We start from the raw sequence: 16843 nt of genomic DNA on the forward strand, positions 1-16843 counted from the left end.
ATTATTGTTTTCGTAAGCCAATAATAATGCGCGTTTTTCGTTCCTTTTTCAATGAATTTTGTTATGAGCGCGTTACAAATAAAACAAAAAAACCGGCTATAAGCCGGCTTTCAAAGGGGTTACAGAATTATTTTTCTGCGCGACCCATAAATTTATGCTCAACGGTATTAATACGAATACGGTCGCCTGTTGAAATATGCTCAGGAACTTGAATCGTTAAACCCGTTGTTAAACGTGCAGGCTTTGAACGTGCACTTGCTGAAGCGCCTTTGATTGAAGGGTCAGTTTCTTCAACTACAAGCTCAACACTCGATGGTAAATCTAAGCCAACTGGCGAGCCATCAATCACAATAACGTGAAGACCTTGAGTTTCTTCATTAACGAATAAAATCTCTTCGCTGATTGCTTCTTTATTTAGGTTATATGGCGTGTAGTCTTCGTTATCCATGAAAACATACTCTTCACCGTCAATGTAAGAGAACATAGCTTCACGACGAATGAGATCAGCAAGCTTTAGCATGTCGCTGTCTTTAAATGTTTCATCAACTTTACCACCTGTTACCACATCGTATAAACGCATGCGGTATAAACTGCCACCAGCACGACCTTGTGGTACTGAACGTTGAATATCTTTAACTACTAAAACACGGCCGTTATGCTCGATAGCGGCGCCTTTTTTAACTTCACTTGCCTTAGGCATGGGTGTATTCCTATCGTTTTTTGATGACAGAAATTTACCACGTAATGGCTTTTGTTCAATAAAAATTTACAGTTTTGACTCGCAGCCGTTATTTATTCGATTTTTCAGCAAATTATGACAATAGTTGTCTCAAAACTACGAAAAAGCTGCTATCTTTATAACTACGAAAAATGACTTCAAGGATTGGATCATGAATCAACACACAGTACACGAGTATTTAATGAAAAAGCCATTGGTGATGATCACCCAACCATTTGGCCAAGATGTCGACGTTTACAAGGTGAATCATAAAATGTTTGCCACCCTTGCCGAGGGCAAAGAAGGCCAAACAGACGATGAGGGAAACCTTGTATGGTGGCTAAATCTGAAATGCGATCCAGATGAAGCCCAAGCACTGCGTGATATTTTCCCGTCGGTGATCCCGGGTTATCACATGAACAAACGTTTATGGAATACGGTTATTTTAGACGGCACCGTACCACAAGGAGAGATTGAACGAATGATTGATAATTCGTTTGATTTAGTGGTTGCGAATATGCCAGAAAAAGACAGAAAAGCAATTGAGCTTCATCTGTAAAATTGCGCACTGATCACGCTCTGTGATCAGTGCAACTTAAATGAAAATGATGATCGGTATACAAAACACCGCCAATAGCATACGCATCTAGCTGCTTATCAACTAACTGAAAACCACATTTCTCAAGTACTTTTTCTGAACCGATATTACCCTCGGTGACAACCGCTTTAAATTCACGTACAGCATGTTCTGATTTGGCGTAATCAAGCACTGCTTGCAAAGACTCTGTGGCATAGCCACGACCATGAAAATTAGGCAGCAACAAATAACCGACTTCTTGACTATCTGGCACTGTTGATGAAGTAAACCCAGTTACCCCCACCTCTTTACCAGTACTGGTTTCAACAATAACTAAACAAAGTGGTGAATTCGAATTTGGCTGCCAAGGCTTTAAGCGTTCATTAAACTTAGCTCGCAGCTGCGCCTCTGAGGGCTTATCGAAGCATTTAGCTATAACTTCGGCATCATTATGCAAAGTATAAAACAATGGCCAGTCATCGGCATTTAACAGCCGTAATGTTAATCGCGCAGTGGTGAGAGTCATGGTGATTAATCGCTTTGTAAATAAACCTAGTTATAACAAACTGATTTCGTGAGTTAAATACCACTTATGGCCAATATAGAAGAAAAAAGCCCACATTTTTTAGACTTAATTTAGTTAAACTTCAAAGCCAAAATGACTCCCGTCCGGGAGCTCAACATCAAGTCTTAAGGTACCCCCAGCAGCTTCAACATAACGCTTTAATGATGATAATCTAACGTCACGACCTGGTTTCTCCATGTCAGATATCGTTGGCTGCTTGACACCAAGCTCTTTCGCCATCTCGCCCTGTGTTAGTTTCATATGTTCACGAAGCTCTGCTAAATGAATATTAAGAAGCATATCTGACGCCGCTTTCTTAGCTTTGGCTACCACTTCTGGTTTTTCATTCGCCAATAACTTTTCCAGTGTTCTAGCCATTATATTTACCTCTTTTCTAACTTATCTAGGTGAGCCGAATATTCACTATCAGCTATCGGGATCATTTGCTCATAAAACCTTTTTTCATTTGAGTTTTTATTACCCGCACAGAGAACAATCGCTTTACGGTTTGGATCAAAAGCAAAAAAAGCACGTATCGGAATCCCTTTACTTTGAATCCTTAACTCCTTCATATTACTAAAACAAGAACCATACACTGTATCTGCATAAGGTCTTGCTAGCATAGGACCTCGCTCCTGAAGAACCAATAAACACGCAAGTACATTAGTTCGGTCTGTGTCATCTAAGGCGTCAAACCAATTATCGAACCTGTCGGTTGTTTCAACTAACCACATATGAGCCCTCCTTGACCATAGATTTAAATCTATATAGATAATAACCTATAGTCAAGATTTAATCCGCTCAACTTCTAACCAATAAAAAAGCCCCGCTCAATGAGCAGGGCTTTTAAAATTAACTAATTTAAAGAATTAGCTTTTAGTCGTTTCTGTATCGGCATCTTCTGACGCTTGCTCGTCTTCAACCACTTCTTTGGTTACTTCAACCGGATCGACAGGCTTAGCTTCAACTACTGCCGGCTCTTCGCTTTCTGCTTGGTAAAAACGACCACCTTTTTCAGCCATTGCTTTTAACGTATCGCAAGGTGTGAAAATTGGGTTGTAGTTAGCAAAAGTCGCCATTTCAGAGCTCACTTGTGCTGCACCCAGTTTATCCATATAGCTAAATGGACCGCCTAAGAATGGTGGGAAACCAATACCAAAAATAGCACCAATATCACCATCACGCGGACTTGCAATAATGCCATCATCTAAACAGCGCACCGCTTCATTTAGCATTTGCGCAACACAACGTTTAGCAATTTCGCTCTTGTTTAAACGAGGTGATGGCGTAACACCCAGTAGCTCGTAAACTGACTCATCCACTTTTTTATCTTTCTTGTCGTAAAGATAAAAACCACGGCCTGTCTTACGGCCTAAACGCTTAGAGTCAATTAAGCGATTAAAGGCATCCGGGGCTTTAAAGCGCTCGCCCAATTCTTTTTCAAGGATTGGCGCAATTTTAGAACCGATATCAATCCCTACTTCATCAAGTAACGCTAAAGGACCTACCGGGAAACCAAACTCTACTAATGCTTGGTCAATCTTTTCAATCGGCTCACCTGCAAGCAGTAAATTAGCCGCTTCATTGACATAAGGCGCTAAGATACGGTTTACATAGAAACCAGCCATGTCTTTAACCACAATCGGTGTTTTACCTTGCTTACGGGCAAAGTTAACGACGCGAGCGATAGTTTCTTCAGACGTACCAGCATGAGGAATGATCTCAACAAGTGGCATCTTCTCAACAGGTGAGAAGTAATGCAGACCAATTACATTTTCTGGACGTGCAGCATCCGCAGCGATTTGTGCAATCGGTAATGACGAAGTATTACTTGCAAAAATCGTGTTGTCTTGGCATTCACGTTCTACATCAGCAACCATACCTTGCTTTAAAGCAAGATCTTCAAACACGGCTTCGATAACGATATCAATGTGTTTAAAGCCGCTGTAATCGGTGGTACCGGTAATGCGGTTCATGGTTTGTTGTAGATCAGCTTTAGATAAAATACGACGCTTTTGCTTTTTATCTAAAATCTTATAGCTGTAGTTCATTGCATTGCTGATGCCCTTTTCTGCCACATCTTTAATGCGCACTGGAACACCCGCTTTTACAGCACTAACATGGGCAATACCCGCGCCCATGAGGCCGCCGCCTAATACTGCCGCTTTAGCGATTGCTGGCGCATCATCATTACGCCACTCTTTTTTCATTTCAGTGGTTGCAAAGAAAATACCGCGTAATGCTTTTGACTCATCACTCATTACCAGCGTGGCAAAGCCTTCAGCTTCAGTTTTGTATGCTTTTAACTGATCAAGTTCAACACTTGCACGAACCGCTTTAATAATGGCTAAAGGTGCCGGGTAGTGACCGCCTGTTTTCTTCAGCACGTTTTCTTGTGCTTTTTTGAAAATAATATTACGACCAAATGGGTTTGACTCAAGTAATTGACTTAAACGGTCTAGCTTAGGTTTAGTAGCCTTCGCCTTACCTTTCAGAGCAAACTCTTTAGCAACGTCAAGTAATACACTGTGTGGTACACAGTCATTTACTAAGCCTGTTTTCTTCGCTTGCTTAGCACGCACTTGCTTACCTGTAAGCATCCACTCAAGTGCTTTTTGCAAGCCAACTAATTTTGGTAAACGTTGAGTACCGCCACCACCAGGTAATAAGCCTAACTGTACTTCTGGCAAACCAAGCTTAGTGATATCGCTGTCTGAACACACGCGATAATCACACGCTAAAGCAAACTCTAAACCGCCACCCAATGCAGCACCATGAATAGCACTTACTGTTGGAAAAGGCAGCTTTTTCATATCAAAAAATGCTTGCTGACACATTTCGCTTAATGCTAATGCATCTTCACGGCTATTTGCGCTATCAAGCATTTTAATATCAGCGCCGGCGATAAAGTTATCGCTTTTACCACTGATAAATACCATGCCTTTTACTGCTTGCGCTTGTGCGTCTTTGAGTAAGGTTTTTAAATCTTCTGCAAAACTGCTGCGCAGGGTGTTCATTTTCTCACCCGGCACATCAATGGTTACAACGGCTACGCCGTCATCTGCCACTGATAAACTAAATACTGAATCTGTCATTACGCACTCTCCAATACAAAGGCTGCGCCTAAGCCACCCGCTGCACATGCAGTCGTAAGCGCTAAGCCGCCACCGCGACGATTAAGTTCATGTAAGCTTTGCGTGATCAGGCGCGCACCTGTTGCCGCAAATGGGTGACCGTATGCAAGTGAGCCACCTAATACATTGAACTTGTCCATGTTAATTTCGCCGATCGCTTTGCTGCGACCTAGCTTTTCTTGTGCAAATTTATCTGACGCAAACATCTTCATATTAGCCAGTGTTTGCGCTGCAAATGCTTCATGCATTTCGATTAAATCTAAATCAGCTAATGTGATACCTGCTCTATCTAGGGCAATTGGCGTTGAGTGCGCCGGACCCATTAGCATATCTTCATGTACACCAATTGCTGAGAAAGCAAAACTGCGTACATAACCTAGAATGTCGTAACCCAATGCTTTGGCTTTACTCTCACTCATCATTAATACCGCAGCGGCCCCATCAGTTAATGGCGTTGCGTTAGCTGCAGTCACTGATCCGTGCTGACGGTCAAATACTGGTTTTAATTTCGCGTAGCCTTCAACCGTTGAGTTATGACGAATGTTATTGTCTTGCTCAATAAAGCTCTTATAAGGTGCAACATGGGCAGTCATTACTTCATCTTTAAGTTTACCATCAGCCCACGCCTGACTTGCAAGGGTGTGCGAACGATGTGCTAAAGCATCTTGATCTTCACGGCTGATGCTATGTGTTTTCGCCATTTGCTCAGCCGTTTGACCCATAGATAAACCAGTAGAGTACTCAGCGACCGCAGGCGGAACTGGAAGTAAATCTTTTAAACGTAGTTTTGAGAAAATCTTTAATCGCTGACCAAGCGTACGTGCTTTGTTTAAATCAACAAGGCTGCCCGCTAATTTTTTACTAACACCAATAGGTAATACAGACGATGAGTCAGCACCACCGGCAATACCTACTTGCACTGAGCCTGCCATAATTGACTCGGCTACGTTAGCAATGGCTTGGAAACTTGTTGCACACGCACGCGAAACAGAATAAGCATCAACAGAAACAGGCATACCCGTACCTAATACAATTTCACGGGCAATATTTGGCGCTTCTGGCATTTGCACTACTTGTCCAAATACAAGTTGGTCAATTTCAGATTTATCAAAGTTAAGTCGTTCAAGCATTTCGTTGACAACTAACTTACCCATATCAAGGGCTGGTACATGATGGAATGCTGTGGCTTGCTTTGCGAATGGCGTTCGCAGGCCGCTAACGATAGCGATACGATCGCCTTTTGCTGTTTTAAGTATATTTTGCTCAGACATTTATGCTCTCCCGCTGACAGGTCTGACCTGTTTGTTTTTCCTGATTCTAAAACAACCCGTGTACGAATGCCAATAGTAAGTTTTCAACCATAGGCTTTTTTCAGCCTATTTACAAAAAAACACCGTATTTATATGGTAGGCTAAAAATCCTTAAAAAATAACGAACTATTTGAGGATTTTGTGTCTAACACTTGTGTTATAACTTTTGAATCCTTATAACTTGTTAATAGCGCCCCACCACGGTACCGCGCAAATAATTTATCGGTACTGAATATAACGCATTGGCGCATAACAAAAACAATTTTTGACTCACGCTTTTAGGACAGTCTTTTTATTATGGCAGTTAACGCATTTTCACAATTAAAATCATATCTAGACACGCAAATTATCGGCCAACCACAATTAACTCAAGCACTGTTAATCGCAATTTTGGCAGATGGCCACTTATTAGTTGAAGGCCCTCCGGGTCTTGCGAAAACGCGTGCAGTCAATGCCTTAGCGAAAGGCGTTGAAGGCAGTTTCCAACGTGTACAATTTACCCCAGACTTATTACCTGCAGATGTAACTGGTACCGATATTTATCGCCAGCAAACCAGTGAGTTCGTATTTGAAAAAGGCCCATTATTTCATAACATAATTTTGGCAGATGAAATAAACCGTGCTCCTGCTAAAGTGCAATCAGCCCTACTAGAAGCCATGGCTGAACGCCAAGTAACGGTAGGTAAAAACACCTATCCACTGTCTGATCTATTTATGGTTATGGCAACCCAAAACCCGCTAGAACAAGAAGGCACTTACCCACTACCAGAAGCTCAGCTTGACCGCTTCTTATTGCATTTGAGCATTGATTACCCGGGTGCTGAACACGAATTAGATATCCTACGCCTAACCCGTGGCGAGGCTATTTCTGACAAGCAAGCAACAACACAGCAAATTAGTCAAAGTGAGCTATTTGCTGCCCGTAAAGCGATATTAGGTTTGTATTTAGCTGAGCCGCTTGAGAAATACCTAGTACAGTTAATTGTTGCCACTCGTGAAGCCGCAGAGCTTGATGAACAACTTGGCCGCTGGATTGAATATGGCGCAAGCCCACGTGCAACGATTGCCCTTGATAAGTGTGCCCGCGCACATGCTTGGCTAGAAGGCCGTGACTTTGTTGCCCCAGATGATATTCAAGCAGTGCTGCATAATGTATTGCGTCACCGTATTATCTTAAGTTACGAAGCACAGGCCGATGGCATCAGTAAAGACGATGTGATCAGCCGTATTTTAGAATTGGTGGCAGTGCCATAAGCTATGTCGAGCCAATTTGATACAGCGGCGTGGTTAGCAGCGAGTCATAGTCAAGGCGTCAATTTATCACTCAAAGAGTTGATGTATTACAAAGCCAAAGCTCGTTTGCTAGAACTTGCGCCCAAAGTAAAAATCAAAAACAGCTTGGCTGGGCAATACCTTGCGCCTCACAAGGGGCGTGGTATGGAGTTTGCCGAGGTGCGCCATTACCAAGCCGGTGATGACATACGCTCTATCGACTGGCGTGTTACTGCACGCACTGGCGAAACCCACACTAAGTTGTTTCAAGAAGAAAAAGAACGCCCAGTTTTTGTATTTACCGACTTTTCTAACTCGATGCTGTTTGGCTCGAAGTTATTATTAAAGTCAGTGCAAGCAGCGCACATTAGCGCATTGGTTGCTTGGTCGGCGTGTCAACGAGGTGATCGCATTGGTGGCTTGGTGTTTAATCAGCAAGGTCATCACGAATTAAAACCCACCTCACGTGAAAAAGCCGTATTAAAGCTTTGTCACAACTTATGTGATATTCACAGCCAAGCTCTGACTAATATCGATCAAACAGCCACCAGCTTATTTAGCGAAAACCTTAAACGTCTTAATCATTTAGCAAAACCAGGAAGCTTGGTTTATATCGTTTCTGATTTTAGCGCCCTTGATGAAGCAAGTTTCAAACAACTTGAAATGTTGAGCAGGCACTGTGAATTGATTGGCTGTCATATTAGCGATCCGTTCGAGCACCAGCTACCTGCTTTTAAACAAACGGTGACTGTATCAGCAAATGGCCAAGAGCTTGCTTTACCATTAATGGATAAGCAATTTCGTGAACGCTTTGCCAAGTCAGCTGAAGAGTCGTTTTCTAACAGATTAAAACGCTTACAAAAATCTGGGCTTAGTTTAATTTCATTCAGTGCAGCCACTCCTCTTGAGCTGCAATTAGTGAGAAAGTAACAATGCAAAAAAATCCGCTAGATGGCTTACATGATGTCATTGCACCGACCGAGGTTGCATGGTGGCCACTTGCTCCAATTTGGTGGCTGATTATCGCCTTAGTTGGTTCGTTATTAATTATCGGCTTAGTGCTTTTATATAAAAACCAGCAATTTAAAAAAGCCAAAAAACAAGCGATTAAGCTAAGTAAAACCCTTGGTGATGATGACGCGCAAGAGCTACACATTATTTTAAAACGCTTAACTCGTCATTATTACAGCAATCAGCTTGCTTCTCAGCCTTTGGCAAAGTGGTCTGAAAGTTTATCGAAACTGAGTGGCGATAAATTTAGTTACGACGAATTGATGCCGCTTTATCAACAACAAAGTAATAATGCTGAACTTGCAGCTAAATTACGCAATGCTATTAGCAACTTTAAACTCAAGGAGCCAATTAATGTTTGAGTTTAGTTGGCCATGGTGTTTTGTGCTTTTACCTCTGCCTTGGTTATTAAGCCGCTTTATGCCGTTAAAGCAGCAAGGGCAGTTACGTTTACGTATTCCTGGCTTTGCTAAGCTGGGCTTAAATAATCAAGCAGTGCAGCAACATAGCCGAAAAGTCTCATTGCTCGAGTGGCTAGTATGGGTTTTATTGGTTGTCGCTATTGCAAACCCAACTTGGCTTGATGAACCTATCACGCTGCCTAATGAAGGCCGCGATATTATGCTGGCGGTGGATTTATCTGGCTCTATGACAGAGCAAGATATGGCCTATCAGAATCAATATGTTGATAGGCTTACCATGGTAAAAGCTGTACTCAGTGACTTTATTGAACAGCGTCAAGGCGACCGACTAGGTCTTATCTTATTTGGTGATACCGCATTTTTACAAACGCCTCTTACTCGTGATGTTAAAACCGTGAGCCAAATGCTCAGCGAAGCGCAAATCGGCCTAGTAGGTAGAGCAACAGCCATTGGTGATGCATTAGGTTTATCTGTAAAGCGTTTTGCTAATAAAGATGAAAGTAACCGTATCGTTGTACTTTTAACTGATGGTCAAAATACCGCAGGTAACCTTGATCCAGAAGATGCCCTGCTGTTAGCCCGCGAAGAAGGCATTAAGGTATATACCATAGGTGTTGGCTCTGATAACCCGCGTGGTTTCAGCCTATTTAATATGGGTGGTATGAGTGGCGGTAACTTAGATGAAAGCTTACTCAAGCGTATTGCCGAGCAAACCGGCGGCTTATACTTTAGAGCAAAAGATGTGGCTGGCTTACAGCAAATTTATCAAGAGCTCGATAAGCTTGAGCCAATTAGTAGCGATGAACAAACGTTCCGCCCACAAATTTCATTGTTTTATATTCCACTACTTGTGGCGCTAGGCTTAATAAGCTTAGCAATGCTCGTCAGTTTTATTCGCCAATTTAAGCAGGAGAACTAGTATGGATTTTGAATTTATTCGCCCTGCCCTACTTTGGTTATTAATTCCCGCGCTGATTATTTTTAGTGTGCTGTTGGTACGCAACAAAAAAAGCGCCCCTGCTGATTTAATTGCGCCCCATTTGGCGCAGTTTGTAATGAGCGACAATCATAAAAAACAAAGCCAACCGCTTTGGCTAGTTGCTGTATTTACTCTGTTAGCCATCGTTTTTGCAGCAGGTCCAAGCTTTGAAAAGAAACAGGTTCCGGTGTTTCAAGCAAAGAATGCGCGGGTCATTGTGATGGATATGTCGTACTCCATGTTCAGTACCGACATCGCACCAAGCCGATTAGTGCAGGCTCGATTTAAAGCACTTGATATGATTGAGCTTTTCAAAGAAGGTGATACGGCATTAGTGGCTTATGCAGGCTCTGCATTTACTATTTCACCGCTAACTAATGACGCTAGCACTTTGGCTAACCTTATCCCAAGCCTAAGCCCTGATATCATGCCGAGCAAAGGTTCGAATGTTATTGAAGGCCTAGAAAAAGCCGACGATTTACTTAAACAAGCTGGCTATTTAGATGGTGATATTATTTTAGTCACCGATGGGGTTGATAGCCTAGATCAAGAAGATATTAGCCGCTTTACCGCTCAGTCTAATTATCGTTTAAATGTCTACGGAGTTGGCACAGAGCAAGGTGCGCCGATTAAGTTACCAGAAGGTGGCTTTTTAAAAGACATTCAAGGACAGATTGTGATTCCGACGCTTAATGTTAGCCGTTTAAGCTCGCTTGCGCGCAACAGCGGTGGCAAATTTGCACTGTATCAAACCAGTAATCAAGATATTCAAACATTTGCTCCCACCGCCAATGCAGAAATACTCAAAGATGAGAAACAAAGCCAAGCATTATGGCGAGTTGATGCAGGTATTTACGGCCTGATTATTTTATTGCCGTTAGCGCTCTTTTTAATTCGCCGTAGCAGCTTAGTGCTTGGCTTTTTGTTTGTTATGCTCCTACCTCAGCAACAGGTTTACGCTGCTGAGTTACCAGACGTATTTAAAAACCAAGACCAACGTGCTCTTGATGCCTATCAGCAAAATAAATTTGAACAAGCCGCCCAAGCACAAAACACGCGATTAAAAGGCGCTGCTCTTTATCAGCAAGGTAATTACCAAGCTGCGATGGATGCGTTTAGTGAAGATAAATCTGCGACGGGTTTGTACAACTACGGTAATGCCCTTGCTAAGGCTGGTGAGCTAGAACAAGCCATTGAAGCGTATAAGCAAGCCCAGCAGCTTAAAAATGACTTCACTGAGGCAAAAGAAAACCAAGCCCTCGTTGAACAGTTATTGCAGCAGCAAGAGCAACAACAGCAGCAACAAGATCAACAGCAAAACAATGATCAACAAAACTCTGATGGCCAGCAAGATAACCAGCAAAAGCAACAGGGTGAAAATTCACAGCAAGGCGAAAACTCTGAGCAAAGTGAGCAGCAAGATGGCCAACAACCGTCAGAGCAAGGTGAGCAATCAGATCAAAAAGGTGAGCAAAGCGAGTCAAATAGTGACCAGCAAAACAAACCTGAAATGGAATCACAAGCAGACAAGTCGTCACAATCTGGAGAACAACAGCCAGAGCAAGCTCCCGAGCAACAAGATGCTCAGCCACAGCCATCGCAAAACGACGAACAAGCTAAACAGCAAGCAGAGCAACAAGCAATGCAGGCACAAGCTGCTGAACTGACTAATGAAGAGAAAGAAAAAGCTCAGCAACTTAACCAGTTGCTGCGTAAAGTTCCCGATGATCCTGCGATCTTATTAAGAAATAAAATGCAATTAGAAGCACAAAAACGAAACTACCAACGTCGTCCACGAGGAGCCGAAAAATCATGGTAATGCGATTATTATGTTGTTTATTGCTAATCGCGGCAGCGCCGCTTTGGGCTGCCACCCAGCTACAGGCAAGTGTTGATAAAAACCCTGTCCTTGCCGGTGAGTTTTTTGTTTTAACCATCTCAGCAGACGACTCTATTAACAGCGAACAACCAGACACTTCGGTGCTATTAAAAGACTTTGTTGTTGGGCCAACCAGTGTTAGCTCGCGCACTAATATTATTAATGGTGAAATCAGTAAGCAAACTAACTGGTCTGTAAAGCTGATGACCCGCAAAGAAGGCACTTATACCATCCCTGCATTTACTGTAGCTGGTGTCAGTTCAAAACCGATTGAGCTAACGGTAGCTAAGCGCAGTCAAACCTCAGAGCAAAATAAAGAAGCCTTCATTAAAACAAGCATCAAGCCAAGTAGCTTATACGTGCAAGAAGCCGGTGTTTATACGGTTAAATTGTATTTAGACAACAACAAAGAATTGCTTGATGGCAACTTAACTACGCCAGAAATGGAAAACGCTGAGCTAACCCCAATTAACAAGCAATCTGAAGACTATGAGTTAATTGATGGCAAACGCTATTTAGTGATCACCCGTGAGTACTTAGTGCAGCCACAAAAAAGTGGTGTAAATACTATTACGGCACCTGTTTTCAATGGCCGTATTCGTCAAAACTATCGCCAAATGGCTGTGTCAGCGATGGGCGAAGATGTTGATGTTGAAATCAAGCCAATTCCAGAAAACTACACAGGTGCATGGCTACCAAGTGAACTAGTTAACCTTGATGAGCAATGGCAACCAAAAGATGACACCGTTGAAGTTGGTACGCCAATCACTCGAACTATCACCTTAACTGCATTAGGGGTTACTAAAGAGCAACTTCCTGATATCGATATGCCGCAGGTGAAAGGTTTTAGAAGTTACCCTGATGAAAAAGAGAGTAATCATCTGGTACGTGATGGCCGTGTTATCTCACAACAAACGGCTTCTTATGCTTTATTACCGCAAACACCGGGCACTTACACATTACCTGAAATCAAGCTGCCTTGGTTTAATACTAAAATCAATCGTATTAGCTATGCGACCATACCAGCTCGTACATTAACCGTTGTGCCAAGTACAAATCCACTCACACCAACAGCTCCTGCTATCGCAGAGCCGCAAACCGCAAGCTCTAATGAGCCCAGTGATACACCAACTAATGTACAAACCGTTACGCAAGTTACAACCCCTGTGTGGCTTATTGTCGTGGCAATTGTCGGCTATGGGCTTTGGTTAATCACCTTAGTGCTTTACATTAAAAAGCGCCCTCAACAGTCGGCAGCTGAGCCATTACCTACCAGTGGTTCATCAGTATCGTTGAATGAGCTTAAGCAGTTTGCAAAGCAAAACAATAGCTCAGGGTTTTATAACGCGTTGAACCTTTATGCAAAACAGCAGACAGGTAAAAATGCTGCAGCAATCGAGTGTTTACTAGCATCACTGAAAAATACACAACTTAATGATGAAATTGCTAAATTACGCACTAAACTTTATAGTTCAGCAGATGAACAGGTTGATTTAAGCTTAATCGTCAGCTTGCTAAGCCAAGCTGCAAAGCACACTAAACCGACAAGTAATGATACTGAATTAAAAAATCTTTACGATTAACTATTATTCTAATAGGTTGAATATAAACGGCTAATCTTGAATTAGCCGTTTTTTTAAGAAAAAAATAATAATCTCAGAAAGTTTTTTTCTGATAGGCAGGTCTTAGTTACTATGACAGAAAAACAAAAGCGATATGAAGCGCTGGTTCATGTCTACCACAGTGAGCTTTTTCGCTTTGCGTATTGGTTGTGTCGTGATCAGAACATTGCTGAAGACTTAGTGCAGGAAACCTTCCTGAGGGCTTGGCGTGCCTTGGATTCACTGCAAGATCAACAAGCAGTCAAACCTTGGCTGTTAACTATTTTGCGCCGCGAGAATGCACGCCGCTTTGAACGTAAACAATTTGATTACGCCGATGTTGAAAACGACATCCTTGTAGATGAACAAAGTACAACCCTTGATGCTGAAATGGAACAAACAGTGATTCAACGACAAATAGGAAAGTTATCACAAGAGTATCGAGAGCCATTGCTATTACAAGTAGTAATGGGTTGCTCTGGCGATGAAATTGCCCAGATCCTCGATTTAAATAAAAATACTGTCATGACACGACTTTTCCGTGCCAGAAACCAGCTTAAAGAGGCTTTAAGCAGTGATGATGATCAACTTAGAGGAGCATCAAATTAATGGATGAACTCGAGTTTCGCCGCCGCATCCTCGCCGAGCCAAGCACTATTGATAAGGAACTTGAAGCGTTTGCCGAGCAGGACACAGATAAACAGGCGTTTATTGATGATGTGCGCGCTTTAGATGATGAACTAAGTAATGCGCTTAACATCCCCGTGCCTGAAAATTTAGCAAAGCGAATTATTGATAATACCTATGCCTCAGAAGAAGCGCCTTCAGAGCAGCCGCTAGACACCATTATTGAGGCTAAGTCGCGCTTTGCCTTTAATCGCCTGTATTTAGCCGCTGCAGCGTCGTTTTTAGTAGCAATTAGTGTGTTCTTTGTCACTAACAAACAACATACGCTATACAGCGTGGGTGAGCATGCCTTTGCGCACCTATACCATGAGATAGGCTCGCTAGATAAACATGAAGCGATAGACCTTGCCTATGTGAACGAAAAGTTTGCCACCATTGGCGGACATTTAGATGAGCTACCAGGTAAAGTAACCTATTTAATGTTTTGTGACTTTCAAGGCAAAAAAGGTCTGCACTTGGTATTTGAGTCTGATTTTGGCCCGATGACGGTATTCATTGTGCCTTCTGATGAGCAACCATTTGGCACTGGCTCTGACGATTTCAATGATGAGCGTTTCGCTGGCCACATCAACCGCGGTGAGCGAGCGGATACTATCTTAATAGCGAGTATTGGCGCTCCACTTGATAGCTACAACAGTATGATCAATGACGCCATTCGCTGGCTGCATTAATACCTACTCGTAGTAACATATATTACAGGCATAAAAAAACCGCAGTCACTGCGGTTTTTTTATCGCTATAAAGCAGGTTACTTACAAACGTCTGCTACTGCATTTGCAAAGTAATCAATGTTTGCATCACTGATACCAGCAACGTTTACACGGCTAGAACCAACAATGTAGATAGAGTACTCTTTTTGTAAGCGCTCGATTTGCTCTTTATTAATACCTAGGAATGAGAACATACCATTTTGACGGTCAATAAATGAGAAGTCTTGCTCAATGCCTTTCGCTGCTAAGCTTTCTTTGATTAAAGTACGCAAACCATTAATACGATTACGCATTTCATCAAGCTCGTCATGCCACATTTGCGTCAGCTCAGTGCTACCTAAAATCGTGCTAACAATATCAGCACCATGTGCAGGAGGCATTGAATAGATGCTACGTACAACGCTTAATAATACAGAGTTTGAGATATCAGCAGTTGCTGCATCTTTAGCAATGATTGAACATGCACCGATACGCTCGCGGTATAAACCGAAGTTTTTCGAACAAGAAGAACAGATGATTAGCTCATCTACCGCTGCTGCTAATTTACGAAGACCCGCTGCGTCTTCTTCAAGGCTTGAACCAAAACCTTGGTAAGCAATATCAACCAATGGCGTGAAACCAACTTCAACAGCAAGATCAGCAACTGTGCTCCATTGCTCAGCATTTAAATCCATACCGCTTGGGTTGTGACAACATGCGTGGAATAACACAACATCACCTTTAGGCACTTGCTTAAGGGTATTAATCATGTCATCAAATAAAAGGTCTTTATTTTCGTAATCGTAGTAAGGGTATTCTTTTACTGTTAAGCCCGCCGCTTCAAATAAGCTGATGTGGTTTGCCCACGTTGGCGTAGTTACCCATACCGTCGCATCTTTGTTGCAACGCTTGATGAATTCAGCTGCAACACGTAATGCACCTGTACCACCTGGTGCTTGTGCAGTGCGAACACGGTTAGCTAAAAGTGCTGGATGCTCACCCAGTAATAAGTTTTCCATTTTTTGACAGTAATCTAGGTTACCTGCCAAGCCAATGTACGATTTACTGGTTTCGTTTTCTAAACGAAACGCTTCCGCTTTTTTAACCGCTTTTAATACAGGCGTATTGCCTTGCTCATCCTTATAAACACCTACACCCAAATCGATTTTCTTTGGGTTTGTATCTTGTTTAAAGGCCGCCATTAGGCCAAGAATAGGATCTGTTGGTAATGGTTTTAATTCTGAGAACATTGACTATCTCTTTTTATAGGGGTTAGCGTTGCCACTAGCTTAACATAAAAACCCAGCCTGATTACTAGTTAAATTAGACCAAGAGTTGAGGAATTTTAATACAACAAGCCACAAGTAATGCAAGGGTTTGCTGATCAAAGAAATCATTATTAAATGCTTCTGCATCTATAATACCTAAGCATTCATTTTTGTCTGATAATAATGGTAAACAAGTCTCAGCTTTCACCTTAGGATCGCAAGTATAATACTCACCACCTTGTGCGAGGTAATCGGCTACGTTATTGATCACACGCCCTTGCTTAGAAAGTGCAACTTGAACATTGTTACTACCTTTAGCAAATGCTTCAGTTAGCGGGAATAATGGACGGCTCGGTGCACCATGATAAACCAGCTTTAATAACTGAGAGCCTTCATTAGTCTCTGTCGCTTGATAAATACCAAACCAATCAACTTGAGTTTGGGCAACAACAAAATCGATAATTTGTTGAAGCTTAGCCAGTTTTTCAGTATTGGTAGCATCATCGGCAACATAATCATTTAATTTGAATGGTTCATCTTGTAAGTAGCCAAACAAGCTACACGCACCACCCTCGCCTAGCTCAGGAATTTGATACTCCCAACGCACTGCTGGTAAAGCTGACTCTGCAAGATAATGTTCAAGGTTTGATAATTGCTCAGCAACCAAATTTTCTGGTAATTTAAGCTGAGCTGTCGATAAGTAGTTAGAAATCATTTAGCCATCCAAACAT

Annotated in this window: 16 protein-coding genes and 1 pseudogene; 9 read left to right on the forward strand and 8 right to left on the reverse strand. The window is 42.2% G+C overall.

The window, feature by feature from the left end:
• Window positions 1–127: 127 nt before the first annotated feature.
• A complete protein-coding gene (gene efpL / locus WA256_RS03545) occupies window positions 128–700 on the reverse strand; it encodes an elongation factor P-like protein EfpL (RefSeq protein ID WP_055020721.1) in 573 nt (190 codons plus the stop codon).
• Between the two features lie 190 nt (window positions 701–890).
• Here efpL and WA256_RS03550 point away from each other — a divergent pair, with 190 nt between their 5' ends.
• Window positions 891–1277, forward strand: a complete 387-nt coding sequence (locus WA256_RS03550) for an MmcQ/YjbR family DNA-binding protein (RefSeq protein ID WP_054553214.1) — start codon at window positions 891–893, stop codon at window positions 1275–1277.
• A gap of 13 nt (window positions 1278–1290) precedes the next feature.
• Here WA256_RS03550 and WA256_RS03555 read toward each other — a convergent pair whose 3' ends face one another.
• The 5 genes from WA256_RS03555 to fadI form a co-directional block, all read right to left on the reverse strand.
• Window positions 1291–1821, reverse strand: coding sequence for a GNAT family N-acetyltransferase (locus WA256_RS03555; protein ID WP_175079233.1), 531 nt, complete (start codon window positions 1819–1821; stop codon window positions 1291–1293).
• Window positions 1822–1935: 114 nt separating this feature from the next.
• Window positions 1936–2238: a helix-turn-helix domain-containing protein gene (locus WA256_RS03560; RefSeq protein ID WP_054553216.1), complete on the reverse strand. Its 303-nt coding sequence runs from the start codon at window positions 2236–2238 to the stop codon at window positions 1936–1938.
• A gap of 5 nt (window positions 2239–2243) precedes the next feature.
• Window positions 2244–2594, reverse strand: a complete 351-nt coding sequence (locus WA256_RS03565) for a type II toxin-antitoxin system RelE/ParE family toxin (protein ID WP_058586352.1) — start codon at window positions 2592–2594, stop codon at window positions 2244–2246.
• 135 nt (window positions 2595–2729) lie between these two features.
• Entirely contained in the window at window positions 2730–4955 is a 2226-nt protein-coding gene (gene fadJ / locus WA256_RS03570; RefSeq protein WP_335989052.1) for a fatty acid oxidation complex subunit alpha FadJ, read from the reverse strand.
• Window positions 4955–6265, reverse strand: coding sequence for an acetyl-CoA C-acyltransferase FadI (gene fadI, locus WA256_RS03575; RefSeq protein ID WP_054553218.1), 1311 nt, complete (start codon window positions 6263–6265; stop codon window positions 4955–4957). Before fadI ends, fadJ begins: the two co-directional genes overlap by 1 nt.
• A 336-nt stretch (window positions 6266–6601) precedes the next feature.
• On the opposite strand from fadI, the gene WA256_RS03580 reads away from it, so the two are divergent.
• From WA256_RS03580 to WA256_RS03615, 8 genes and pseudogenes are all read left to right on the forward strand, one after another.
• Complete coding sequence (locus tag WA256_RS03580; RefSeq protein ID WP_335989053.1) at window positions 6602–7558, forward strand: AAA family ATPase; 957 nt, start codon at window positions 6602–6604, stop codon at window positions 7556–7558.
• 3 nt (window positions 7559–7561) lie between these two features.
• On the forward strand, window positions 7562–8506 hold the full coding sequence (locus WA256_RS03585) for a DUF58 domain-containing protein (RefSeq protein WP_055020719.1): 945 nt from the start codon (window positions 7562–7564) through the stop codon (window positions 8504–8506).
• 2 nt (window positions 8507–8508) lie between these two features.
• Window positions 8509–8949: a DUF4381 domain-containing protein gene (locus WA256_RS03590; RefSeq protein ID WP_062566826.1), complete on the forward strand. Its 441-nt coding sequence runs from the start codon at window positions 8509–8511 to the stop codon at window positions 8947–8949.
• Window positions 8942–9928 carry a vWA domain-containing protein gene (locus WA256_RS03595; RefSeq protein WP_062566825.1) on the forward strand — a complete coding sequence of 329 codons (987 nt, stop codon included), beginning with the start codon at window positions 8942–8944 and terminating at the stop codon, window positions 9926–9928. The genes WA256_RS03590 and WA256_RS03595 overlap by 8 nt, the downstream gene beginning before the upstream one ends.
• 1 nt (window position 9929) lies before the next feature.
• A complete protein-coding gene (locus WA256_RS03600; RefSeq protein WP_062566824.1) occupies window positions 9930–11807 on the forward strand; it encodes a vWA domain-containing protein in 1878 nt (625 codons plus the stop codon).
• On the forward strand, window positions 11801–13450 hold the full coding sequence (locus WA256_RS03605) for a BatD family protein (RefSeq protein ID WP_335989056.1): 1650 nt from the start codon (window positions 11801–11803) through the stop codon (window positions 13448–13450). Before WA256_RS03600 ends, WA256_RS03605 begins: the two co-directional genes overlap by 7 nt.
• 78 nt (window positions 13451–13528) lie before the next feature.
• Window positions 13529–14077: pseudogene (locus tag WA256_RS03610) on the forward strand (sigma-70 family RNA polymerase sigma factor); the annotation flags it as partial.
• Window positions 14077–14826 carry a DUF3379 family protein gene (locus tag WA256_RS03615; protein ID WP_335989058.1) on the forward strand — a complete coding sequence of 250 codons (750 nt, stop codon included), beginning with the start codon at window positions 14077–14079 and terminating at the stop codon, window positions 14824–14826. The pseudogene WA256_RS03610 and the gene WA256_RS03615, both read left to right, overlap by 1 nt.
• Before the next feature lie 77 nt (window positions 14827–14903).
• Here WA256_RS03615 and WA256_RS03620 read toward each other — a convergent pair whose 3' ends face one another.
• The gene (locus WA256_RS03620) at window positions 14904–16094 is read right to left on the reverse strand and encodes an amino acid aminotransferase (RefSeq protein WP_054553227.1); all 1191 of its coding nucleotides are present in this window, start codon (window positions 16092–16094) and stop codon (window positions 14904–14906) included.
• 73 nt (window positions 16095–16167) lie between these two features.
• Window positions 16168–16827 (reverse strand): GAF domain-containing protein, encoded by a 660-nt coding sequence (locus WA256_RS03625; protein ID WP_055197972.1) that lies wholly within the window; start codon window positions 16825–16827, stop codon window positions 16168–16170.
• Window positions 16828–16843: the final 16 nt, after the last annotated feature.

Source organism: Pseudoalteromonas sp. CH_XMU1449-3, from assembly GCF_037027245.1.
GTDB classification, from domain to species: domain Bacteria; phylum Pseudomonadota; class Gammaproteobacteria; order Enterobacterales; family Alteromonadaceae; genus Pseudoalteromonas; species Pseudoalteromonas shioyasakiensis.